This is a genomic window from Pseudomonadota bacterium, assembly GCA_022361155.1.
Taxonomy (GTDB): domain Bacteria; phylum Myxococcota_A; class Polyangia; order Polyangiales; family JAKSBK01; genus JAKSBK01.
This window is the reverse complement of sequence record JAKSBK010000140.1, coordinates 1-22928: the sequence shown is the minus strand read 5'-3', so window position 1 is coordinate 22928 and position 22928 is coordinate 1. Positions and strand designations below refer to the sequence as shown.

Here is a 22928-nt window from a genome sequence, read left to right as displayed (position 1 = left end):
GTGAAAGGGTCGGCGATCTTCGGGCAGTCGCAGTGTTCTGGCGCGCCGTGGATCCACCGGATCGGGGGCGTGACCACGGGGCTGCTCTATAGCGCCACGTTGACTGTTGCTTTGATGATGCCCGACCCCGACGACTCGGCGTCGGGCGACAGCCCGTTTGCCCGTACCCTGCGTGCGCACAAGACCCTGCGTTGGGTGCATCTGGCGGGGATGGTGATGCAGCTGACGCTCGGTTTGGTGGTAGCTAACGGGATGTTCGGTTTGGACCGGGCAAACGACTATGGGAAGCTCCGCACCCTAGCGACAATTCACATGGGCACGGGTCTTGCGACCTGGGGCGCGTTGAGTTGGGCCGGGGCGCTCATGCTGTAAGCTGCTGCGGCATCCCGAACGTCGGGCCGCGGCGCGCGGGAAGGCGCGAAAGCCGCTTGCCAGCCGGCGACTCCCACCGCTAACATGTGTCCGTTCCGAAACTCACTCCCGTCGCCTGGCTTGCGGTGCGAGGCCGTCTGCCGCGCCGTCTCACGCTCGCCCCTGCTCAACCGCATGCGCTGCGCTTCCTCGGTTCGCCAACGCGCTGTCCGGCCTCGCGGCGCCGCGCCATGCTCGGCCCGGAGTTTCGGGACTTGCAGCAACATGCGTACGCTGGCGTTTTGAGTCCCAAGCTTGGTTCTTGGGCGAGACAGCACCAAGACCGTTGCCACGCGGGAGAGTGATGGCTGAGCTGACCGTATCGAAGTGCCTGGGAATGCTGCAGCAGGATCCGGACGACGAGTCCGCATTCGTGGCAATGAGCGAGGCGATCGCGAGCGGGGAAGCCGAGCGGATCGGCGACCAGCCTGTTCGGCTTCTGGAGCTGGCTCGCCAGGGACACGAGCAACGCGGCAACATCGCAACGGTTGCGCGCCTGATCGAGGCGGAAATCGATCTCGTCCAGGATGACCGCGCCTTTCAGGTAGCCCTGTGGAAGGAGTTGGGTCGCCTGCATTTCGAGGAGCTGCTGGATCCCAAGGAGGCGCGCCGCGCGTACAAAAAAGCCCTGGAGCTCAGCCCCGAGGGCGAGGCAGTCGTCTCTGCCACCAAGCGTCTGGAGCAGGTGTCGCGAAGTTGGCGTGAGTTCGCGAAACGTTTCGTCGAAGAGGCTGCTCAGGCTACCGACGTATCGCTAAAGACCTCGCTGCTGGCTCGCGCCGCGAGCCTGGTCTGGCAGTTCCGCAAGAAAGGCCGCCAGAGAGAGGCGGACAAGCTGTTTCGTGACGCGTTGCGCATCGACCCTTCCAACACCCGAGCGACCGTGCTGTGGGAGCAGACGCTGCGCGTGCGCGGCCAGTGGGCGGAGATCGCCGACGTTCTCGTTGCCACGGCGAAGGCGGCTCGTACGCGGGACGAGCGAATTGGCCTGTACCGCAGAGCCGCTCGTGTGCTGCATCGCAAGTTGGACGACAAGGCGCGCGCAACCGAGTGTTACGAGCGCGTGCTGGATTTCTTGCCGACGGACAGCGATAGCCTGGCCTTTGTCGCCGAGCACCTCACGGAAACCGAGCAATGGGATCGTCTCGTCCACATCTACGACGAGGCCCTGCGCGTGCGCCAGAAGATCGAGGCGGAAGAGGGCATCTTGCTGCAGATCGCCATGCTGCACTGGCGCAAGCGCGACGCGCCGCAGGAGGCGGAGCCGTATTTCGCCCGGCTGCGCAAGCTCGTACCGAGCCACCCGGTGATGCTGAGCTTCTATCGTGATTTTCTGCCTGGGGAAGAAGATCTCCCCAAGCTGTTGGCCATTCTTACCGATGCCCAGCGAATCGCGGGCGATGCGGGCGATAAGCTTGCTCTCGCCATCGAGATTGCCCGCGCAGCACACAAGAGTCCGGGCACGCGGGAGCGTTCGATCGATGCCTGGAAGATCGTGCAGCGACTGGACCCCGGCAACGCCGAAGCTTGCCGCGTCCTGAAGCAGCTGTACCGCGACAGTCAGAAGTGGAACGCCCTGGTCGAGGTTCTCAAGACCGAGATCGAGGGAGTTGCCGATACCGAGCCGCTGCGGCGGGTCGAGCTGCTGCGCGAGCTGCTGGCAGTGTACCGGGACAACCTGAAGCTCGACGTGATGGTGGTCAATACGTACAACGCCATCCTCAAGCTGGTGCCCGACGAAATGGAGGCGCTCACGGCGCTGACCCAGCAGTACGAGCGCATGGGACGCTGGAACGATCTGATCCAGGTTCTGACGCGTCGCGCCCAGGCGATCGAGGGAAAAGACGAGAAGATCGCAACCTATTTGCGCGTAGCCCGCCTGTGGATCGAACGCTTCGCGAACCACAACCAGGCGACGAGCCCGCTCGAGTCGGTGTTGGCGCTCGATCACACGAATCGCGAAGCACTCGACCGGCTCAAGGAAATCTATACCAAAAAGCGTGCTTGGCGTTCGCTCTACGATGTGCTGAGCAAGGAGCTGGAGTCGACCGACGACCCTTCCGTACGTCTCGACAACACCTTGAACATGGCCAAGCTGGCTGCGGAGAGGCTGCACCGGCACGAGCAGGCGGTGGAGCTTTGGCGCCAGGTGCTCGAGCTCGAGCCGACCCACACCGAGGCCGTGGCCTGGCTCGAGAAGCTTGCGGAGCGCCAGAGGAACTGGCCGGTTTTGGCAGATGCCTTGGAACGGCGCGTGGCGCTGCTCAGCGATGATCGTGCTCGTGTCAAGGTGCTCCAGCGGCTGGGCGGACTGTATGCCGAGCAGCTCGACGATCCGGAAGCGTCGACGCGCGCCTGGCGTCAAGTGCTGGAGATCGAGCCTCGCAACGGACGCGCGCTCAGAACGCTGCGCGACCGTTTCTTGGCCGAGCAGGACTGGGACGGACTGCAATCGCTGTATGGAGAGGCTGGGGACTGGGAGACGCTGGTCGATGTGTTTGGAGCAGCCGCAGAGCGGACCGACGACCCGAAGCTCAGGATCGAGTTGAGCTTGCGCGCGGCGCGGATCTTCGAGGACCAGATCGGGGAGCCCAAGCGCGCGTTCCGCAACTACGAGCGTGTGCTTGGCGCCGATCCGGGCAATGTGAGGGCGGCCCGAGCGTTGGCCCCCATCTACGAGCAGGACGAAAAATGGTCGCGTCTTGTGGGCGTGCTGGAGATCGTCGCCGCTCATCTCAGAGGCGACAAGGATTCGGCTGAGCTCATCGATCTGCTCGAACGTCTCAGGGGACTGTCTCTTGAAGAGCTGCGCGACAGCGAAGCCGCCTTCGCCTACGCAGCCGAGGCCTACCGTCTCGCGCCGGCTAGAGCGTCGACTCGCTCGGGCCTGGAGGCTGTCGCCGAGCGTGCCGGTGCTTTCGAGCGCCTGCTGGAGGTCTTGTTGCAGCGGGCCGACGAGGCGCCCGAGGACGAGGCGGTGGAGCTGCGCCGCAGAGCGGCGGCGATCGCCAGCGAGCGCCTGGAACGCAGCGACGTCGCGGTCACACAGCTCAAGCGCGTGCTGGAAAGCACACCGAAGGACGAGGCGGTGCTGGCTACGTTGGAGGACATCTATCGTTCCGGCAAGCGCCAGGCTGACCTCAGGGATTTGCTACTGCTGCGCGCGGAGCATAGCGACGATCAGGAGCGATGCCTGGAGCTGCTTGGTGAGGCGGCAGAGCTGGAAGAGAAGGTGCTCGGGGAGCCCAAGGCAGCCATTGGACATCTCGAGCAGGTGCTCGAGCAACGTGCGGGCGACCTGGCGACGATTCATGCGCTCGACCGGCTACTCGTCAAGACGGAGAACTGGCCGCGGCTAGCCGAGATCTTGCGCCGCCGTCAAGAGATCGAGGCTCGGGACGGGCTCAGCATCGAGATCACCAACCGCCTGGGCACGCTGCTGGCCGACTCGCTCGACAATCCAGAGGCGGCGATCGAGGAGTTTGCCCGGGTGCTGGAGATCTCACCGGGTCACGGTCAGAGCGTGGCGGCGCTAGAGAAGCTCAGCGAGAGCCATCCGGACTGGGCGCCGGCCGCAAGACGGCTGCTGGAACGTGCCTACGAGCACAGCGGGCGCTACGACAAGCTGGCAGCCCTGTTGCGCAGGCGGCTCGAAGTCAGTCGTGATGAGCAAGAGCTGCGTGAGCTGCGGCTGCAGCTCGCCGAGATCAGTGGTTCGAAACTCGGGGATGTCGCAGGCGCCTATGGCGCACTCGAGGCCGCGTTTCGCGAGAGCCCTTCCGACGTGGACCTTTGGGATCGGCTCTATGAGGCCGCCGAACGAGCGGGTCAGCACGACGCTCTTGCCAGCGCGTACGCCGCCGTCGTCGATTCCGGAGAGCTTGGGAGAACCGAGGCAGCGGCGCTGTCCGCGCGGGTGGCGCAACTATACGACGAGGCACTTGGCGAGCCCCACGCGGCCCGGCGTTTCCACCAGCGCGTCCTGGATGACGACCCGCTCAACGAAAGCGCCTTCATGGCGCTCAAGAAGCTCCACACCGACGACGAGGAGTGGGACCAATTGCAGGAGCTGTACCGCAAGCGCATCGAGGACACCGTCGATCCGCCGGCCAAGCTCGAGCTCCTGCTGCAGCTTTGTTTTCTCTTTGAAGAGATACTCGATCTGCCAGAACGCGCGATCGAGGCCTACCAGCAGGTGCTCGAGCTCGATCCGGACCATGCTTCCTCGTTGCGCACGCTCGAGCACCTGTACGAGCGCAGCGAGCGTTGGGATGAGTTGATCGCCCTGCTGCGCCGCCAGCTGGATCAGGCGGAGGGTCAGGACGCCGTAGATCTGCTGTATCGCTTGGGCTCGCTCAACGAGAGCAAGCTCGGCGATCCCGCGCTGGCCGTGGATCGCTACGAATCGGTCCTTCTCGAGGCACCGACTCACCTCAAGGCGCAGCAAGCGCTGGAACGGCTGCTCGGCGTGTCCGAGCAGCGTCAACGCGTGGCGGCGATCCTCGAGCCCATTTACGAATCGCAGGGCGCCTGCGCCGAGCTGGTGCGCGTGCTCGGCATCCAGCTCGAGGCCGCCGAAAGCCGGGGAGCCAGAGTCGACAATCTGCTACGCAGCGCGCAACTGCACGAGCATCGGCTTCAGGACCAACGCAGCGCCTTCGAGGCCTACGCACGGGCGGTGGAGGCCGATCCCGCCGAATCTCGACCACGCCAGGAGCTTGACCGTCTCGCCGGGGTGCTGGACCGCCACCGCGATCGTGCTGCCGTGCTCGAGAAGGCGCTGGCCGGCTGCGAGACGGTCGACCTGCGCACCGAGCTCCTGCTCGAGCTGGCCGTGTTGTGGGACGAGCGGCTGCAGGATATCGACGCGACGGAGTACGCCTACGAACGCCTGATGGAGGCCGATCCGGATAATCGTCGTGTCGTGCTCGACGCTTCGCGTGCTCTTGAGCGCATTCACATGCAAAAGGGGGACCACGCGCGCCTCACCCAGGACCTGCGCCAGCAGGTACGCTTCGAAGACGACCCCCAAGCGCGCGGCCATTTGCTGAGCCGACTGGCAGACCTGTACGAGGAGGTCCTGGACGACTTCGAGGCGGCTACGTCGACGCAGCGCGAGCGACTCGACAACGACCCCTCGGATGTGCACGCGATGCGCGGGCTCGAGCGTCTGCTCGAACGGACGGGGCGGTGGAAGGAGTTGATCGAAGTACTGCAGAACCGCGACGTCGTCACCACGAACGACGCGGAGCGCCGGGACATCATCCGCAAGATCGGCTCGGTGTACGAGGAGCAGCTGGAGGATCGCGATCACGCGATATCGGCTTACAACGAGATCGTCGGAGCGTTCGGCCCGGATCGCGACACGCTGCTTGCGCTGATGCGCCTGCACGAGGCGAGCGAGCACTGGCAGGAGCTGCTTGACTGCATACAGATGGCCATCGAGTTGGCACACGATCAGGGCGAACTGTGCGAGCTGCGCTTTCGTGCGGGCGAGCTCATGCGGATACGCACCGGGGAGCCCGAGCGGGCCATCGAGATGTACGAAGAGGTGCTCACCGAGCAGCCGGAGCATGCAGGAGCGCTGAACGCGCTCGATCAGATGATGCAGGATGCAGGCAGCGAGCTCAGGCTGGAGGCGGCACGTGTAGCCGCGCCTCGCTACCAGGCGGCCGGGGACTACGACAAGCTGCTGTCCGCGCTGGAGGTGCTCGCCGATACCGACGATCCGATTCAGAGGCTCGATGCCCTCAGGCGCGCGGCGGAAGTCGCCGACGCCGGAGCGGGCGATGCGAGCCGCGCGTTCACGTACGTGGGCGAGGCGGTACGCGTCGGTGCTTCGGAGCCGGAAGCGGACATCTTGTTGAGGGAGCTGCAGCGCCTGGCCGAGATGTCGGGACGCTTCGCGCAGTACGTCGAGCTCCTGCAACAGGCTGCGCCGGATCTGATCGATGCCGACCTGCAGATCCAGGTATGGGAAACCATCGCGGCCGTTGCACAGCAGCGACTCGGCGACGCCGCGCTGGCTCGGGAGTACTACAATCGGCTCATCGAGCACCGACCCGGGCATCAGGTTGCTCTCGATGCCCTCGAGGAGCTGAGTGCCTCCGCGGGTGACCACGCCGCTCTGGTCGGTGTGCTCAGGCACAAGGCCGAGCTGGCTTCGGATCCTGATGCGCGCCACACGCTGCTCCTAAGGCAAGCCGACATCCTGGAGCGCGCACTCGATGATCTGCCGGCCGCCATCGAGGCCTTGGAGGAGGTGAGCGCGGAGAGCGACCGTCCGGAAGCCTTCGAGGCGCTGGAGCGTTTGTACACCGCGCAGGCGGCCTGGATCGAGCTTGCAACGTTGTACGAGAGAGAGCTGGCGCGCAAGACCAGTCGCTCGGGTGCCGGCGATCAGGTCGGTGCCAAGCGCGAGGTCGTGCTGCATCACAAGCTCGCCGAAACGCTCCACAGGCACCTGGACGACACCTATCGGGCTCTGGACCACTGTCGGTCGGTTCTGGAGCAGGACAACGCTCATGCGCCCACGGTCGAGCTGGTGGAGGAGCTCATGCGCCGGGAGGAGTTCCGCGCCCTGGCCGCCGAGATCCTGGAGCCCGGCTACCTGGCGCGCAGGGAATGGCCCAAGGTAATCAAGGCGCTCGACGCGCGCGTCGCCGACGAGAGCGACCCCAAAGAGCAGCGCAGGCTGCTGGTACGGTTGGCGCACCTGTACGAAGACCAGCTCGAAGATCTCGAGGGAGCGATGACCGTACATGCCCGGCTGCTGCGAGCGGATCCCCGCAACGAGGAAGTGTGGGAGACCCTCACGCGGCTTGCCAAGCATCTCGGGGCTTGGAGCACGCTCAGCGATGTGTTCGAGCAGGTCCTTGAAAGATCGGGAGTGGAAGATGCCGCCACTGCCAAGCTAGCCGTCTATGCCGGCAGAATCTGCTCGGAGCGCATGGGTGATCTACCGCGTGCAGGTCGTTTTCTTGCCCGGGCGCTGGCGTTCGATCCCGCGGATCGAGAGACGTTCGAGGCTCTGGAATCGGTCTACAAGCAGACCAGCGCCAACCAGCCCTTGCTGGTCCTGTACCGGGAGCAGGTCGATCTGTCGGAGGCCGACGACCGACGCGTGAAGCTGCTGCGCAGCTGCGCCGACCTGCAGCGCAGTTTGGGCGAGATCGACGCGGCGGCGCAGACGTACCGCGAAATGCTCGATGTCGATCCGGCAGACGAGTATGCGATCGCAGCATTGGACGATCTGCTGCGCGAGGCCGAACGTTGGGCGGAATTGACCGAGCACATACGCTATCGCATCGAGGAAGCGACAGGGACACCGGAGGAAATCGAGCAAAAATTCCGGCTGGCCGACTTGCTGGCTTCAAAGCTGGATGAGGTGACTGCCGCCATTGATGTCTACGAGGAAATCACCGAAGCGGATCCGGCCCATGAAGCCACTATCTCAGCGCTCGAGCTCTTGGTGAGAAAGCCGGAGTTTACGCTTCGCATAACGGGGCTGCTTGAACCACTGTATCGCCAGGGCGATCAATGGAAGAAGCTCATCGCGATCTACGAGGGGCGCGCCGAGCTGCTGGACGACCCCGAGGAGCGTTTCCGGTTGCTGGCCGAGATCGCAGATCTCCACGAAGGACGAGGGGCGAGCCCGGCGTTGGCTTTTGCGGCCTGGACGCGAGCGCTGGTGGTCGATCCCGGCAACGAGCGCGCCATCGCAGAGGTGAGCCGGCTCGCGGATAGCTTGCACGCCTGGGACGAGCAGGTGGCTGCCTGCGAGCAGGCGCTCGAGCAGGTTGCCAGCGACGCTTCCGTGGTTCCTAGGCTGCTCGCCGTGATCGCGCGCGTCCACGACGAGAAACGAAACGACCCGCGAGCGGCGATTGCAACGTACGAAAGGCTGCTCGAGGCGGACCCAGCCGATTCGGCCCCGCTCGATGCGCTCGAGGCGCTGCAGACGATGGTGGGCGAGTGGGGAGGGCTCGTCAACGTCCTGCAGCACAAGATCGAGCGGAGCTACGATCCCACCGAGCGCGGCGAGCTCTTGCGCCGCATCGGATCGGTTCGCGAGGAACTGCTTGGGGATCACTTTGGAGCAGTCGAAGCCTACCGCCTGGCTGTGCAGGAAGACGATGCCGATGTTGCCGCACTGGAGGCGCTTGATCGCCTGTACGCGGCCGGGGGCGATACAGAAGGGCTCAGCGAGACGCTGCGGCGCCGTATCGAGCTCAGCGAAGAGCCGAGCGAACGAGCCGTCCTTGGTCTTCGACTCGGGCAGGTTCAGGACGAACTGCTGAGGCACCCCCACGAGGCCATCGAGGCGTATCGGCGAGTGCTCGAGGACCAGCCGACCAATGCTGCTGCGATCCGGGCCCTGGCTCGCTTGTTCGAGCGGGAAGGCATGTGGCCGGAGCTGTTGGACAATCTGAAGCTGCGCGCCGGAACGAGCGACGACGCAACCGAGCAGTTGAGCCTGCGACACCGGGCTGGAGAGATCCTGGAGCGGGAGCTTGACGATGAGCTCGAGGCGATCGCGATGTATCAGGAGGCGCTGACGATCGATCCGACCCACGAGCCATCCATCGCAGCTCTGTTTCGGATCGCGCAGCTTGCCGACTATCGCATGCAGGCGGCGGAGATACTCGACCCGCTTCTAGAGCAGCAGCGGCGTTGGAACGATCTCGCTCAGCTGTTGGCAGGCAACGTGGAAGCGAGCAGCGATCCAACGCGCCGGCGAGACGAGCTGAAGCGATTGGCCCACATTCAAAAGCATGGTCTTGGCGATCTCGAACAGGCGTTTGAGAGTCTGAGCTCGGCCCTGTCGGAGGACCCGGGAAACGCCGAGATCGCGGATGAGCTGGAGCAGCTGGCTCACAAGGCAGGCAAGTGGGAACAGGCCGCGGATCTGTTCGCTTCGCGAGCGACCGCTGTGTTGGATCCGAGTGCAGCGGTAGCGCTGTACAAGCGCTTGGCACGCATAGCGCATGACCACCTTGATGACGATGGACGAGCCATCGAGGCCTACCGGCGTGCACTGGAACAAGGCGGGGAGACCCCGGAGCTATTGGAGCAGCTGGACCGGCTGTACGTGCGGGCCGGGCGCTGGGACGATCTGGCCGAGCTCCTCGAGCAGCGAGTCGCGGTCGAGGAAATCGCGGAGCGCCGCACGGAGCTGCTGGTACGGCTGGGCGAGCTGCGCCAGGAGCATTCCAAGGATCCGGCTGCGGCTTTTGCCGCGTTTCAGGAAGTCCTGGAGGTGGCTCCGACGGAGGCACGCGCTCTTTCGGGTCTGGAGAAACTGATCGCGGTGGATGATCTGGCGATCGACGTGTTGGAGCTGTTGGACTCTGCATACAGACGACTGGGAGCAATGGACAAAGTGGTGGCGCTGTACGAGGTCCGCCTGCGCAAGAGCGAGGACGAGGTGGGGCGTATGGAGCTGCTGCGTGAGGCTGCGCGGCTGTGGGAGGATGAGCTTGGTGACAACGTCAAGGCACTGGCAGCTGTGCGGCAGGCTTTCGAGTTGGATCCCGGAGACGAGGAGCTTGCCGCGGAGCTCGAGCGCTTGGCCAGCGCGGCCGACGGTTGGGAGTCGCTGCGCGGTCTGGTCGAGCAGCTGACCGAGGCAGGTGATCTGGAGAGCTCGCTGGCCCGCGACCTGAATCTGAGGGCTTCGGGCTGGTATGCGGAACGCTTCGGAGACAGCGTGGCTTCCGAAGCCTGTTTGCGCGCGGCGATCAAGGCCGACCGCCATGCCGGCGAGGCGCACTCGCAGCTTGTAGCATTGCTGCGCCAGCAGGGACGGGAGGCGGAGTTGGTGGAGGCGCTGCGGGAGTGGGCGGCCGCTGAATACGACGACCGTGTCCGGATCGAGTACCTGCAGGAGGCTGCGGAGCTGGCGGAGCACCGGGTGGGGAGCCTCGACGCGGCGGCGGCCTGCCTGAAGGACATCCTGGCGATCGACGAGGGCGAGACTGCCGCGATGGACGCGCTGATCCGCCTGAGATCGACGCAGGAGCGCTGGAACGAGGTTGCGAATCTGCTGGCGCGCCGCGCGGAGATCGAACGCGACCCTGTGGAACGCTCGGAGCTCAGGCACCGGCTCGGCCGCATGCAGCTCGAGACGTTGGCGGACCACGACGCCGCGCTCAGAACCTACGAGGAGCTGCTGGACGATGACCCCGGCGACCGGCGGGCCATGTCCGCCCTGGAGTCGCTGCTGCAAGCCAAGGAACGCTGGGACGACCTGCATGTCTTGCTGCAGCGCCGCCTGCGCCGTGCGCACGACCCTTCGGAGCGCAGCATCGCGCGAGTGGGCCTGGCGCGCCTTGCCGAGCAACGCTTCGGTAAGCGCGGCGAGGCGATCGAGCAGCTGCGCGAGATCCTGCAGGAGGAGCCCGGGCGTCCGGAAGCACTCGCGGAGCTGAGTCGCTTGCTCGAGCTGGACGAACGCTGGGACGAGCTCGTCGAGCTTCTGCAGCAACGGGTCGAGCATGCCGCGAAGGCCGGCGACAGCGAGACCGAGCTCGAGTGCCTGCTGCAGCTTGCGAAGCTGCGGCTGGAGCGTCTAGATGACCCGGCCTCGGCCGTTGCCGCCTACCGGCGCGTTGTGGAGCGGGCGCCGGATCACGTACCGGCGCTGGTAGCGTTGGCGCGCTTGCACGAGCAGATGCAGGATTGGGAGGCGGCGGCAAGTGCGCTCGAGCGGCTCGCGGACGTGCAGACCGGCGCTGACGCCGTCTCGTCGGCGTCGAGGATCGCCAGCATCGCCGAGGAACACCTCGGCGATCGCGGCCGTACCGAAGCAGCCATGCGCCGTGTGCTGTCCCTGGATCCGAGCGTGGTGGGCGTCAGGGAACGGCTCAAGGCGCACTACCAAGCGGGCGAGCAGTACGCCGAGCTCGCCGAGCTGCTCGCAGGCGAGGTCGGTGCTTTGCAGGACGTCCGGCAGCAGGTGGAGTGCTTGCGCGAGGTCGCCGAGCTCTATGCCGCCAAGCTCAAGGACCCCGCGTCCGCGCTTCCGTTCCTCGAGCGTGCAGCGGAGCTCGCTTCCGATGACCGCGCTGTATTGCTACCGCTTTGCGACATGTACATCGCCGCGGACCGTCAGCGCGACGCCATCCCCGTGCTCGAGCGCATCATCGCTTCGTATGGAGGGCGTCGCGCTAGAGAGGTGGCCACCTATCAACACAGGTTGGGGCAGGCGCTGGAAGGGATCGGCGAATCGGATCGCGCTCTGGCCATGTACGATGCGGCTTTCAGGATCGACCTGACCAACGTTTCCATCCTGCGCGATCTCGGGCGCCTGTGCCTGCGCAACGGCGACTTGGCTCGCGCCCAGAAGACCTTTCGTGCGCTGCTGCTGCAGAAGCTGCGGCCCGACGACGGAATTCGCAAGGCCGACGTCTACTACCACCTTGGTGACATCGCGGCGCGTCAGGGCGACAGCGCCAAGGCGAAGTCCATGCTGCGGCGTGCTCTGTCCGAAGCCAAGGACCATGCGCAAGCGCGGGAGCTGTTGGACTCCTTGGGATGAGGCCAGCGCTGGCGCCCCCGAGAACGCTGCGCTATGGCACCGGCCCCATGCTCGACGGTGTCGTCTGTCTAAACGGTGATTTTCGGCCTGTGGCCGAGGCGCGGGTCTCGGTGCTCGATCGAGGCTTCTTGTACGGTGACGCTGCGTTCGAGGTCATGCGCACCTATGGAGGCGCGCCGTTTTGTGAGCGCGAGCATCTCGAGCGCCTTGCCCGCTCGTGCGATCGGCTGGGCATTCGCCTGCCCCTCGACTCGGCGTCGCTTTCGGTGGAGATTCGGCAAACCGTCGAGCGCAGCGGCAGCGAGGAGTGCTATGTGCGCGTGGTGGTTTCACGCGGTCAGGGCCCGGTGAATCTCGACCCAGCCACCGCGCGCGCCACGACGAGGGTGGTCTACGCCCTGCCGCTCGCGCCGCCACCAGCGACGATCTACGAGCAAGGCATCGCGCTATCGTTGATCCACGACCTGCAGGGCGCCAAGGGTAGCAGCGTCGGCGGCGCCAAGGTATCGAACTACCTGCCGAACGCGATGGCGCTGCGCGAGGCCAAGGGGCGCGGCAGCGACGAGGCTGCGTTCGTCGGACCCTGTGGTGAGGTGCTCGAAGGTTCGACGAGCAATGTCTTTGCCGTGGTCGGCGGCGTGTTGCGAACGCCGCCCGTCAGCGCGGGGATCCTGGCGGGCGTGACACGCGGGCTCGTGCTCGATCTAGCGTCCGAGCGTTCCCTGGCGACCGTGCAGGGGCCGCTGTTTCCGGGCGACCTGTACGGTGCCCAAGAGGTCTTCATTAGCAGCTCGGTGCGGGAAATCGCCCCCGTGGTGCGGGTGGATGACGTGGCTGTGGGCGATGGCAAGCCAGGTCCTGTTACGAAGGAGCTGCTGCGAGGCTATCGCAGCCGCGCCCGCGCGGCGTCCAGTTGAGCGGACCCGCTTCGAGCGCGGATCGGCGCGTAAGTCGTTGCCGCGCTGGCATGCAGCAAGAGGCAACCCCACGCCCGCCCGCAGAGCTCAAGCCGCTGCTGCTGGGGCCGCTGCGGATCTGGCCACCCGTGGTGTTGGCGCCCATGGCAGGGGTTACGAACCACCCGTTCCGAACCCTTTGCCGGCGCTTCGGTGCGGGCCTGTACGTGAGCGAGATGATCACCGCTCGCGCGCTCGTAGAAGGCAACGACAAAACCTGGCGCCTCGCTTCCTTCGGTCCGGAGGAAGCCACGCGCAGCCTGCAGCTGTGCGGAGTCGATCCCGGCTCGGTGGGTCGCGCCGTCGGGCGCCTCGTGGCCGCGTCCGAGGTGGATCACATCGACCTCAATTTTGGTTGTCCGGTGCGCAAGGTAACCCGGAAGGGCGGCGGTGCTGCTATTCCGCTCAAGCCCCGCTTGCTGCGCAACATCGTGAGCTCCGCCGTGCGCGCGGCCGGCTCCGTACCGGTGAGCATCAAGGTCCGGATCGGCATCGACGAACGCTACCGCACGTTTCTCGAGGCGGGACGCATCGCGCAAGAAGAAGGTTGCGCGGCGGTTGGCCTGCACGCCCGGACGGCGGCGCAGCTTTACGACGGTCCGGCGTGCTGGGAGGCCATCACGGAGCTCAAGAGCGCGCTGCGTCACATTCCCGTGCTGGGCAACGGCGATATCTGGGAGGCCGAAGACGCGCTACGCATGATGCACGAAACCGGGTGCGACGGGGTCATCGTGGGGCGCGGCTGTCTGGGGCGCCCGTGGTTGTTTCGCGACCTGGCCGACGTGTTCGAGGGCCGCGTTCCAAGCGACCCGCCCAACTTCGGTGTGGTCAAGGAGATCGCCCAGGAGCACGCACGACTGCTGTGCGAGTGGCTGGGCGAGGCCGCTGCGATGCGCGCGTTCCGCAAGCACAGCATCTGGTACACCAAGGGCTTCCACCGCGCCGCCAGCGTCCGGCCCCAGTTGATGCTGGTGAACACACTCGAGCAGCTGAGCCTGGTGCTTGGGTCGCTGGATGCTTCCGAGCCCTTTCCGCCCGGCGCCGCCCACTTGCCCCGGGGCAAGCGGGGCGGGCGCCAGCGTGTGGTACTGCCGCCCGGCTACCTCGAGCAGCTCGACGACGCGACCCCGCCCGAAGCCGAGGCAGAGGCCGCGGTCTCTGGCGGGTGACGATGCACATGACGGTGCAAGAGTAGATCTTGGTAAGGCTTCAGAAGCAGAAACCTCGGGTTTCGCAACCGTTGTAGATATTCCCATCGCAGTTGTACCAGCCGACGTTGCACCCGATGAGCGTGCAAACGCCACTCACGCAGCGCTCGCGCGCGTTCGTTAGATTGCAGCGGCGATTGCAGCCACCGCAGTGGTTCAGGGAATTGAGCACGTCGGTCTCGCAGGTCGCCCCTCCGCTGCAGTCGGCACGCCCTGGCTGGCATTGACCGAGGCCGCCTACGTTGGGGCACGCTCCCTGCCACTCACAGCCGTTGAAGGGGTTGCCGTCGCAGTTGTTGCGGTTGCCGCTGCAGCCCGTGAGCGTGCACATGCCGCTGACACAGCGCGAGCTCCCGTTGGGCAGCTGGCAGCGCGCGCCGCACATGCTGCAGTGGGCATTCGAGGTCAGAAGGTTGGTTTCGCAGGTCCCGTTGTTGTCGCAGTCACCGCGACCGCGCTGCCCCTGGCAGCTGCCGATCACACCCCCGACGGGACAAGGGCCCAGGGTCTCGCACCCGTTGTTGTGATTGCCATCGCAGTTGTTCCACCCGCTGTTGCAGTTGGTGATCGTGCAGGCGCCGCTCACGCAGCGTTCGCTCGCGTTGCTCAACCGGCAGCGACGATTGCAGCCGCGGCAATGGTCCCGAGACGTCAACAGGTTGGTCTCGCAATTGGGGCCGCCGCTGCAGTTGGCAGTGCCCGGCTGGCACTGGCCGCTACCTCCCACGTTCGTGCAGGTGCCTCTCGTTTCGCAGCCATTGAAAGGGTTGCCGTCGCAGTTGTAGCGGCCCCTGTTGCAACTGACGATCGTGCACTGGCCGCTGATGCAACGCTCGCTCGCGTAGGGGAACGAGCATTGGTTGCCGCATGCCCCGCAGTGGCTCTCGGAGGTGTAGACGTTGGTTTCGCAGCTACCGTTGTTGTCGCAGTCGCCTCGGCCTGCCGGGCACACCGTCCCGCCGGTGCCTCCAAAGCCGCCGAAGCCTCCAATACCGCCGGTGCCTCCAATACCGCCGGTGCCTCCAATACCGCCGAAGCCTCCAATACCGCCGAAGCCTCCAAAGCCGCCGAAGCCTCCAAAGCCGCCGAAACCGCCTGCGCCGGGCCCAACACATGGACCGGAGGTTTCGCACCCGTTGTAGGGGTTGCCGTCGCAGTTGCTCCAACCCGGGTCACATCCCTGCAGCGTGCAGGATCCCTGTTGGCAGCTCTCGGATGCGTGGGGAAGCTCGCAACGAGCCCCGCAGGCGCCGCAGTGTTGATTCGAGGTCAACGTGCTGACCTCGCATACGCCATCGCGGTTGCAGTCCGCGTGCCCAAACATGCAAAGCGTTGTGCCCGGGCCGAGACAGGTACCCTGCACCTCGCACCCATTGAGCGGATTCAGGTCGCAGTTGGCCCAACCCTGCTCACACTGGCCAAGCTGGCACTGGCCCTGCTGGCAGTGCTGCTGTGCGTGCGGCAACTGACAGACGCCACCGCAGAAGCCGCAGTTCATCTCGGTGTTGAGCTGCGTTTCGCACGTCCCGTCGCCGTTGCAGTCGGCGCGGCCAACCGGGCAGGTGCCCATGCCCGTACCGGTGCAGGTGCCCTGGGTTTCGCAGCCGTTGAGTGGATTCAAGTCGCAGTTGCCCCAACCCGCCTGGCAGCCGACCAATTGGCACTGGCCGTTCACGCACGCCTGATCGGCGTTGGCGAGTCGGCACTCGTGGCCGCACATTCCGCAGTTTTGCTCTGACGTGGTGAGCGTGGTCTCACACGTGCCGTTGCCGTCGCAATCGGCACGCGGAAACTGGCAGAGCGTCATGCCGCCGACCCCGCCCAGGCCACCGCCGACCCCGCCCAAGCCACCGCCGCCAGCCGCGCCGCCGAAACCTGCCTGGCCGCCGATACCCCCGACGCCGCTCCGACCACCTACCCCGGCCAAGCCCCCACCGGCACGGCCACCCGCAGCCGTGCCCCCGCCGCCGGCCGTGATCCGGGTTCCGGCGTTGCCCGCGACCGGACGCGTCCCAGCGGCGCCGACTGTGCCGGACGCGGACGGAGGCGGGGGTACCACGCCCGTCCCCGAGGCGCCGCCACCCGCGGGGGCTGCCTGTGAACATGCCGCAAGCCACACCCCGCAAGCGATACCCAGGACGATTCGACGCTTACTCATGGTTGCCACCGTTACTCCAAGCCAGACCAACATGCAACGCGGCCCGCGCCAACTCAGAACGTTGCTGGAGCGCCGATCGGCGCCGCTGGCGAGGCGCGACGACGAGGAGTATTGGGGATACTTCGAGGAGGTGCAACATAGCCAGCGGTGGTCAGAACCGGCGAAACGGATGAGTTATTCTTCCGCGGGCCCTTAGCGTACAATGGGCCGCAATCTGCCGTGCGGCACCCAATGGAGCAACCTGCCGTCCGGCGCCCAATGGAGCAACCTGCCGTCCGGCACCCAATGGAGATGAGCCATGCTCGAGCGATTGACCGACTTACCTGCGGACGTCTACGGCCTGCGAGCCGGGGGCAAAGTCACCCAGCAGGACTACAACGATGTGCTGCGTCCCCTCCTGTCCGATGCCCGAAGCCGAGGGGGCAGGGTGCGTTTTCTCTACCACTTCACTCCCGACTTCGAAGGTTTCACGCCGGTGGGAGCCCTCGAGGACATGCGGCTGGGGCTCCAACACCTGCGCTTGCTGGAACGCTGCGCCATCGTCACCGACATCGGATGGCTTCGCAACTCATCTCGCTTGCTGGGCATGATGATGCCTTGCCCGGTCGGGATCTTCGGCAACAGCAGCTGGGACGAGGCGCTGGCATGGGTCAGCGCACCGCCCCAGGCAAGGCACCTAACGCACGACCTGCGCGCCGAGAGCGGCGTGCTGGTGCTCGAGCTCAAGGGGCCTCTGAGCGCCGAGGATTTCGATGCCGTGGCCCTGGCCGTCGACCCCTGGATCGAGGCTCATGAGGAGCTCAGCGGCCTTGTGCTGCACGTGCAGGCGTTTCGGGGTTGGGAAGACGTTGGCAGCTTGCTGCGGCACATCGCATTCGTGCGCGACCATCACCGCAAAGTGCGGCGTGTGGCCGTGGCTGCCGATGGAAAGTTCGCAGGAATTGCACCCCAGCTGGCCCGGCACTTCGTTGCGGCGGAACTGAAGCACTTTTCGTCCGCCGATGTCGAGGGCGCTATCGCGTGGGCCGGCGCGGGCGCCCCTGCTGCGTCCTCGCACGAGGAAGTCAGCGGGGCCCCGCCGCAGTAGTCGACCACGGAGGTCGGGACCCGAATCCGAACCCCGGAATCCGGGAACCCGAAGCCGGGCCCGATCTCCGAACCCGATATCCGCCTCCGCCGCGGCCCTCTGTCTCCGCCTCGTCCGTCCGCCACCGCCTCCTGCCTCGGGCTTGCCCGATAAAGCGCAGCTCCGGTTGGCCGCCAAACTATCCGGCCGCCGCAATAACTGAAAGACCTCCCCTACTATTGCACCGTCGTGCAACTAGAGACAGGCCGCTATGCGTTGCGGGGCACCTGGGACCGCACCACGCGTACCAGGCGCATGGGGCTCGTGCATAGCCACACGAGCTCCTTCCAAGTGAAGTGCGATAGCCACCCTACCAGCATGATCCACTGGAACAGAAACAAGTTCATCATGTAATCGATGCCCAGATGCAAGGCTACGATCGCCCCCAGAGCCACGCGCCGTGTTTCCCGAAACCACAGCAGCAGCGGTGCCAGCAGCTCGACGGCAAGCGTGCTCCACGACATGATCCGCAGAAACCACAGCGATTCCGACAACGCCTGGGGCGGAGGGTAGCGTCTGAACAGATCGTCGAGCTTGCTCACGTAGTACATGGCGTCCCCCGTCCACCAGTGATCGCCCTCGAGCTTTTCGATTCCTGCACAGAGCATGATCAGGCACATCTCGAGCTGCAGCATGCGCAGGGCCCAGCCGGAGCTCGGCGCCGATCCGGCGCCCTTGGCCGGCCATAGCGTGGCATCGAGGGCATACGTTAGATTCATCGGCAACCAGATCACCATGAACCCGACCATGCGGAACACGATATCTTCACCGTCGGTGATGAAGACGTTGCGGTGCTGGAAAGACACCAGCCACACGAACACGCAAACGGCGTTGAAACGCGACAGAAAGCCGAGCGCCAATAGGAACGACTGCACAAGGGCGGCCACGTAGCAAGTCCACAGTACGGTCGCGTTCGCGGGTAGCAGCATGAACACGGTCAACGCGTAGCGGTCGGTCAGCCGGCGCGAGACCTCGAGCGGAAGCCAGCCTTGCTCGCTCCACATGGACTCGACGTGCATGGCCATGGCTGCGAAGTTCACGAAGACCAGGGATGCGTACCCTATCCGAATGAGCGCGCACGGCCTTGGATCGCAGGCCGGCGTGAGAAAGGCATGCCAGCGAAGGCCGAGCTGGCGCAAACTGGGGATCGCCTCGCTCACTCTAGGTTCTCCGTGTGATAGCGGGCCCGCCTGATGAACTCCTCACGCGGGGGCGGGATGGCGCTGAAGCGGGCCCTTGCCTGCTCGAGACGATGCGGTGGCGGAACCTGCCACCAGTGTCTGGTCAGGACCACCTGAACGGGGCGAGCACCGCCGCTCCGCTTGGGGGCGATGCGTGCCAGGTACCGGCAAAAAGGCGACCAAAGCCCTCGCTGATCGTCGCGCCGCAGCTCCTCGTAGACCTTCATGTGCCGGTGGGTGATGATGGTCTCCCACCAGTCGCGTCGCTTCCAATCGGTGCTCTGCCACGACCAGCGCGAACCGTCGGAGTAGAGGACCTGGGCGTCGAGCCACGAGTTGAGGCTATCGACGTTGGGCGCGAAGAGTGGCCAGCGCTGCCACAGGCCCAGGTTGGTCAGCACCGGCGTGACCACGCGCTTCGCCATGCGATGTACATGCGAGCGAGCCGGAAGCGCGTCGATCGCCCACGCGCACAACAAGAGGGTGAGTGCAAGGGTGCGCAGGCGTGCCCGCAGCGACGCCTCCTGCGGCTGCGCTCGCTCGGCCTGAGACGCATCCCGCTCGAGTGCTTCCATTGCAGTCGTGTGCCACTAGCCCGGCACCCTATGTAGCAGCCGGCGAGGAAGCTGGCGAATGCGAGCGTGCTCGCAGGCCGATTTTCTTGGCAGCAAGAGGCTGGCTTGAGCAGGCGGCCTCGAGCACGTATGGTCGCGCCATGGAAGCAGTCGCTCGCAGGAGCGTGAAGCAGGTTCGCCTTGCGATCGCGGCCACGTCGTACGCCCTGCTGTCAGCGACCGCATGTTCCGGCAGCGGGTCCATGAGCCGGGCGGGCCACGGCCATGGCAGCGCAGGAGAACATGGACATGCCGGGGGCGGCCACGCGCATCCGATGGGCACCCCTACCGGCGCCGAGTGCCCGCCCGGACAGACCCTGACGTACGAGAGCTTTGGCTCGAGCTTCTTCGCCAGCTACTGCATTCGCTGCCACAGCGAGCAAGTCACCGGCGCGGCGCGCATGGCTGCGCCGCCCGACCACAATTTCGATACGCTGGAGCTGATTCGCCGTCAGGCGAAGGCCATCGATACTTCCGCGGGCGCGGGTCCCGCGGCACAGAATCGCCGCATGCCACCGTCGGGTGCTGCGCCCGGCGATGCCGAGAGGACCTCCCTCGCCGAGTGGCTGGCCTGCGGAGCACCGTGACCGGAACTTCGTTGCGGGCCGGCGCTACTGCTCTGGAATCGTTTTCAAGAATTGCTCCAGCACGCGGTAGCCTTCTTCGAGCGGCGCGAGCTCGGTGTATTCGTTGCGTTGGTGTGCCTGCGCCTGCGTGCCCGGGCCGAAGTTGACCGCGGCCACGCCGATCTGATCGAACCGCGCCACGTCGGTCCATGCCTGCTTGACCTCGGTGGCACGCACGCCGCACTGCGCCAGGTGTTTGACCAGAAAGTGGTCCCTGTGCGGCCTGCAAGCCGGTGACAGATCGGTCGGCTCCACCTTGGCCCGCTGCCCAACGAAATGCTCGATCTCGCTGACCACCTGGGCCGGCGTGCGTCCCGGAGCAAAGCGGTAGTTGAGATTGACCTCGAACAAGTCGGGAACGATGTTGTGGCTTCGGCCGGCGCTCGCGAGGGTCGGTGACACCACCTCTCGGAAGACGCAGCCGTCGACGACCACGTCGCGCGGAGCCCGATCTCGAAGCTCGAGCAGCACGTCCGCCGCCTTGAGGATGGCGTTTTCCCCTTGCCACGGCCGTGCGCTGTGCGCCGTGCGTCCTTCGAAGCGCAAGGTCACGTGCACGGAACCCATGCAGCCGAGCTGGAGCTTGTTGTCGCTCGGCTCCAGACACAGGGCCAGATCGATCCGGCTCAGGTCCTCGAAACGAAGGAGAAGCTCCCCGAGCGCGTTCTCCTCGTAAGGTCCTTCCTCGCCCTCGTAAAACACCAACATGAGATCGCAGGGTAACGACGCGAGGTCGATCCGCTCGATCAGCTCGAGCATCACGGCCAGCCCGGATTTCATGTCGGCCGCTCCCGGCCCAAAGAGGCGCGAACCTTCCACCCTGGCCGGCCCGTCGTGCTCGGTGCGCACCACATCCAGATGCCCCACGAGCGCAATTCGGGGCTTGCCGGGCCGGCGCACCGCATGCACTACCAGGCTGTGCCCATGGCGCTGCACGGCCCCGGCAGGCAGGTGCTCGAGCAGGTGCGCCTGCACGTGGTCGCACAGCGCCATCTCTTCGCCGATCGGGCTCGCAATGCGGGTCAGATCAAGCAGCGTCGTGCACAGGGCCGAAGCCAGGCCCTCGTCGCTCGTCGTCGACGTGCTCACGTGGCGAGTCCGTGCTCGCGAAGCGCGTTGTTGAGCGAGACCTTGCGATCGGTATGCTCCGATCGTTTGCCGATGATCAGTGCGCAGGGAATTTGATAGTCTCCGGCGCTGAAGCGCTTGGTTCGCATACCCGGAATCACCACGGAGCGCTCCGGTACATAGCCTCGCATCTCCAGCGGTTCGGGGCCCGTGACGTCCAAGACGACTGTCGAAGCTGTGAGCACCACATTCGCGCCCAGCACGGCCTCGCTCCCGACTCGAACGCCCTCGACGACCACGGCACGCGAGCCGATGAACGCGCCATCCTCGATGATCACCGGCGTTCGGGTCAACGGCTCGAGCACGCCGCCGATGCCGACCCCCCCCGATAAATGGACATCGCACCCGATCTGCGCGCAGGAGCCCACGGTGGCCCAGGTGTCCACCATGCTGCGCGCCCCCACGTACGCGCCGATGTTGACGTAGCCGGGCATGAGCACCGCGCCAGGCTCCACGTGCGCGCCGTATCGAATCGTTCCCGGTGGCACCACGCGAACGCGAGCGCGATCAAGACCTCGCTTGAGCGGGATCTTGTCGTGGTACTCGAAGGGCCCGCACTCGATGACTTGCATGCCCTGGGTTGCGAAATACAGGAGCACGGCCTGCTTGATCCAGGCGTGCGTGATCCACTCGCCGCCGGGCTCGCCGGGCGGGCTCGCTACCCTTAGCTCGCCGCGGTCCAGCTGCTCGATAACCCGTGCCACAGCGCGCCGGTGGCCGGGCCTCTCGAGCAGCTCGCGCGTCGCGTAGGCTTGCTCGATCAGCGCACGCTCGGGTGGTTGGTCGTTCATGGGCCTAGCAAGCGGGCACCACGACGAAACCGGCGGCCGAGAAGTCTGTTTTGTCGAAGGTGAAGGCTTCGGTTGTATTCAACGCGCGCATCAGTGCGAACGAGGTGCAGTCGGTGAAGGAGAACAGATGGTCCTTGTAGCGCACAAAGATGCCCCACGCCGCTTCGCGGGTTGCCGAGTCGACATCAAGCAGGCGACACCAACGCGAACGGAGCAGTGCTTCACCGGCTCTGACGGCCGTCCTGTGGCCCATGCGCCTGCGCACCAACGTAATGACCTCGTCGGCCACGTCGGTTGACGTTACCAGGGGCGTCTTCGCCGTCGCAAAAGCGCGGAGCGCACCCTTGGCCGCCGTGTGGTTGCAATCCTTCGGGTCCACGAGCGCGATGAACGCACTCGTGTCGACAAACGCGGATTTCATCGCATCTTCGAGCGCCCGTAGAGGACGTCATCGACGCTCCCGGACAGATTGGTACTGTCCGTCGCGCCTATTCCGACGAGCTGCCACAGCGAATCGCCCGAAGCGTCGACGCGGTCTTTGCCGCTCACGCCCAGGCGCACCGCCAGGGCCTCACGCAGGATCTCGGCCTCGGAACGTCGTTGCCGGGCCGCCTCGCGCCTGAGGCGCTCATCCAGCTCGGCGGTCAAGTACACCTGCTTGCGGACCATCGCTGGCATACGGCGTATATACATTACCTGAGGTGCCGAGTCAAACCGAAGCACACACCCAGAGGGCCATCCCCAACGTGCATGACGCCTGCGCACTCGAGCCACCAGCAGCACCAGAAGCGCGGATAACATAGCGTGGCGGCGCATAGGACATCCATTGAATGCGGTGGTACCCTGTTGGAGACGAGTCATGGCAACGGCGCAGGCGCAGATGCTCTCGACGATCGGCCTCTTGGGACTGGTCTGCGCGGCATCGGGTTGTACGCAGCCGCCGCCCACCTGCCAGGTCGCCAGGCTGCCCTTCGTGGCACGCTACGACCTCATCAGCGGCACGGGCCCCTGTGCCCAGCTCAAGGGAGAGATCTTCGGTGCGCACACCTATTACTATCCGTCCGAAAAGATGCAGGCCGATTTCCGCGCTGCGCGCGTCGCGCTGACCCCCGACCTGGTGGGCACCTACGACAGTCTCTACCACGCGGCGCTCAACGCCCACGAGCACTGGCTGAAAGACAACACCGTCG

General features: G+C 65.7%; 14 protein-coding genes. 7 read left to right on the top strand and 7 right to left on the bottom strand.

Features of this window, described 5'->3' with window-relative positions; translation table 11 throughout:
- From MJD61_04760 to dusB, 4 genes are all read left to right on the top strand, one after another.
- Positions 1–372: hypothetical protein (locus MJD61_04760; protein ID MCG8554587.1), on the top strand; the 372-nt coding region annotated here is incomplete at its 5' end.
- Positions 373–715: 343 nt separating this feature from the next.
- Positions 716–11950: a tetratricopeptide repeat protein gene (locus MJD61_04755; protein ID MCG8554586.1), complete on the top strand. Its 11235-nt coding sequence runs from the start codon at positions 716–718 to the stop codon at positions 11948–11950.
- Positions 11947–12867: an aminotransferase class IV gene (locus tag MJD61_04750; protein MCG8554585.1), complete on the top strand. Its 921-nt coding sequence runs from the start codon at positions 11947–11949 to the stop codon at positions 12865–12867. The genes MJD61_04755 and MJD61_04750 overlap by 4 nt, the downstream gene beginning before the upstream one ends.
- Before the next feature lie 50 nt (positions 12868–12917).
- Positions 12918–14075, top strand: a complete 1158-nt coding sequence (dusB, locus tag MJD61_04745) for a tRNA dihydrouridine synthase DusB (GenBank protein MCG8554584.1) — start codon at positions 12918–12920, stop codon at positions 14073–14075.
- A gap of 40 nt (positions 14076–14115) precedes the next feature.
- On the opposite strand, the gene MJD61_04740 is transcribed toward dusB, so the two are convergent.
- The gene (locus tag MJD61_04740; protein ID MCG8554583.1) at positions 14116–16272 is read right to left on the bottom strand and encodes a hypothetical protein; all 2157 of its coding nucleotides are present in this window, start codon (positions 16270–16272) and stop codon (positions 14116–14118) included.
- 298 nt (positions 16273–16570) lie between these two features.
- Here MJD61_04740 and MJD61_04735 point away from each other — a divergent pair, with 298 nt between their 5' ends.
- Complete coding sequence (locus MJD61_04735) at positions 16571–17359, top strand: STAS/SEC14 domain-containing protein (protein MCG8554582.1); 789 nt, start codon at positions 16571–16573, stop codon at positions 17357–17359.
- 248 nt (positions 17360–17607) lie between these two features.
- On the opposite strand, the gene MJD61_04730 is transcribed toward MJD61_04735, so the two are convergent.
- On the bottom strand, positions 17608–18558 hold the full coding sequence (locus MJD61_04730; protein MCG8554581.1) for an HTTM domain-containing protein: 951 nt from the start codon (positions 18556–18558) through the stop codon (positions 17608–17610).
- On the bottom strand, positions 18555–19154 hold the full coding sequence (locus tag MJD61_04725) for a hypothetical protein (protein ID MCG8554580.1): 600 nt from the start codon (positions 19152–19154) through the stop codon (positions 18555–18557). The genes MJD61_04730 and MJD61_04725 overlap by 4 nt, the downstream gene beginning before the upstream one ends.
- Before the next feature lie 140 nt (positions 19155–19294).
- Between MJD61_04725 and MJD61_04720 the strand changes: the two genes are divergently transcribed.
- Positions 19295–19780: a hypothetical protein gene (locus tag MJD61_04720; protein MCG8554579.1), complete on the top strand. Its 486-nt coding sequence runs from the start codon at positions 19295–19297 to the stop codon at positions 19778–19780.
- 24 nt (positions 19781–19804) lie between these two features.
- Here MJD61_04720 and dapE read toward each other — a convergent pair whose 3' ends face one another.
- From dapE to MJD61_04700, 4 genes are read right to left on the bottom strand one after another with little or no spacing between them, the layout of a single operon-like run.
- Positions 19805–20908 (bottom strand): succinyl-diaminopimelate desuccinylase, encoded by a 1104-nt coding sequence (gene dapE, locus MJD61_04715; GenBank protein MCG8554578.1) that lies wholly within the window; start codon positions 20906–20908, stop codon positions 19805–19807.
- Positions 20905–21738 (bottom strand): 2,3,4,5-tetrahydropyridine-2,6-dicarboxylate N-succinyltransferase, encoded by an 834-nt coding sequence (locus MJD61_04710; protein ID MCG8554577.1) that lies wholly within the window; start codon positions 21736–21738, stop codon positions 20905–20907. Before MJD61_04710 ends, dapE begins: the two co-directional genes overlap by 4 nt.
- Before the next feature lie 4 nt (positions 21739–21742).
- Positions 21743–22159 (bottom strand): PIN domain-containing protein, encoded by a 417-nt coding sequence (locus MJD61_04705; GenBank protein MCG8554576.1) that lies wholly within the window; start codon positions 22157–22159, stop codon positions 21743–21745.
- On the bottom strand, positions 22156–22416 hold the full coding sequence (locus tag MJD61_04700; protein MCG8554575.1) for a ribbon-helix-helix domain-containing protein: 261 nt from the start codon (positions 22414–22416) through the stop codon (positions 22156–22158). Before MJD61_04700 ends, MJD61_04705 begins: the two co-directional genes overlap by 4 nt.
- Positions 22417–22597: 181 nt before the next feature.
- Between MJD61_04700 and MJD61_04695 the strand changes: the two genes are divergently transcribed.
- On the top strand, positions 22598–22928 hold a 331-nt coding region (locus MJD61_04695), incomplete at its 3' end, for a hypothetical protein (protein ID MCG8554574.1).

Excerpts from the sequence above, each read along its gene's own strand:
- MJD61_04700 (MCG8554575.1), bottom strand. The coding sequence starts at position 22,416 with ATGCCAGCGATGGTCCGCAAGCAGGTGTACTTGACCGCCGAGCTGGAT.
- MJD61_04705 (MCG8554576.1), bottom strand. The coding sequence starts at position 22,159 with ATGAAATCCGCGTTTGTCGACACGAGTGCGTTCATCGCGCTCGTGGAC.
- MJD61_04720 (MCG8554579.1), top strand. The coding sequence starts at position 19,295 with ATGGAAGCAGTCGCTCGCAGGAGCGTGAAGCAGGTTCGCCTTGCGATC.
- MJD61_04740 (MCG8554583.1), bottom strand. The coding sequence starts at position 16,272 with ATGAGTAAGCGTCGAATCGTCCTGGGTATCGCTTGCGGGGTGTGGCTT.
- MJD61_04750 (MCG8554585.1), top strand. The coding sequence starts at position 11,947 with ATGAGGCCAGCGCTGGCGCCCCCGAGAACGCTGCGCTATGGCACCGGC.
- MJD61_04735 (MCG8554582.1), top strand. The coding sequence starts at position 16,571 with ATGCTCGAGCGATTGACCGACTTACCTGCGGACGTCTACGGCCTGCGA.
- MJD61_04725 (MCG8554580.1), bottom strand. The coding sequence starts at position 19,154 with ATGGAAGCACTCGAGCGGGATGCGTCTCAGGCCGAGCGAGCGCAGCCG.
- MJD61_04755 (MCG8554586.1), top strand. The coding sequence starts at position 716 with ATGGCTGAGCTGACCGTATCGAAGTGCCTGGGAATGCTGCAGCAGGAT.
- dusB (MCG8554584.1), top strand. The coding sequence starts at position 12,918 with ATGCAGCAAGAGGCAACCCCACGCCCGCCCGCAGAGCTCAAGCCGCTG.
- MJD61_04710 (MCG8554577.1), bottom strand. The coding sequence starts at position 21,738 with ATGAACGACCAACCACCCGAGCGTGCGCTGATCGAGCAAGCCTACGCG.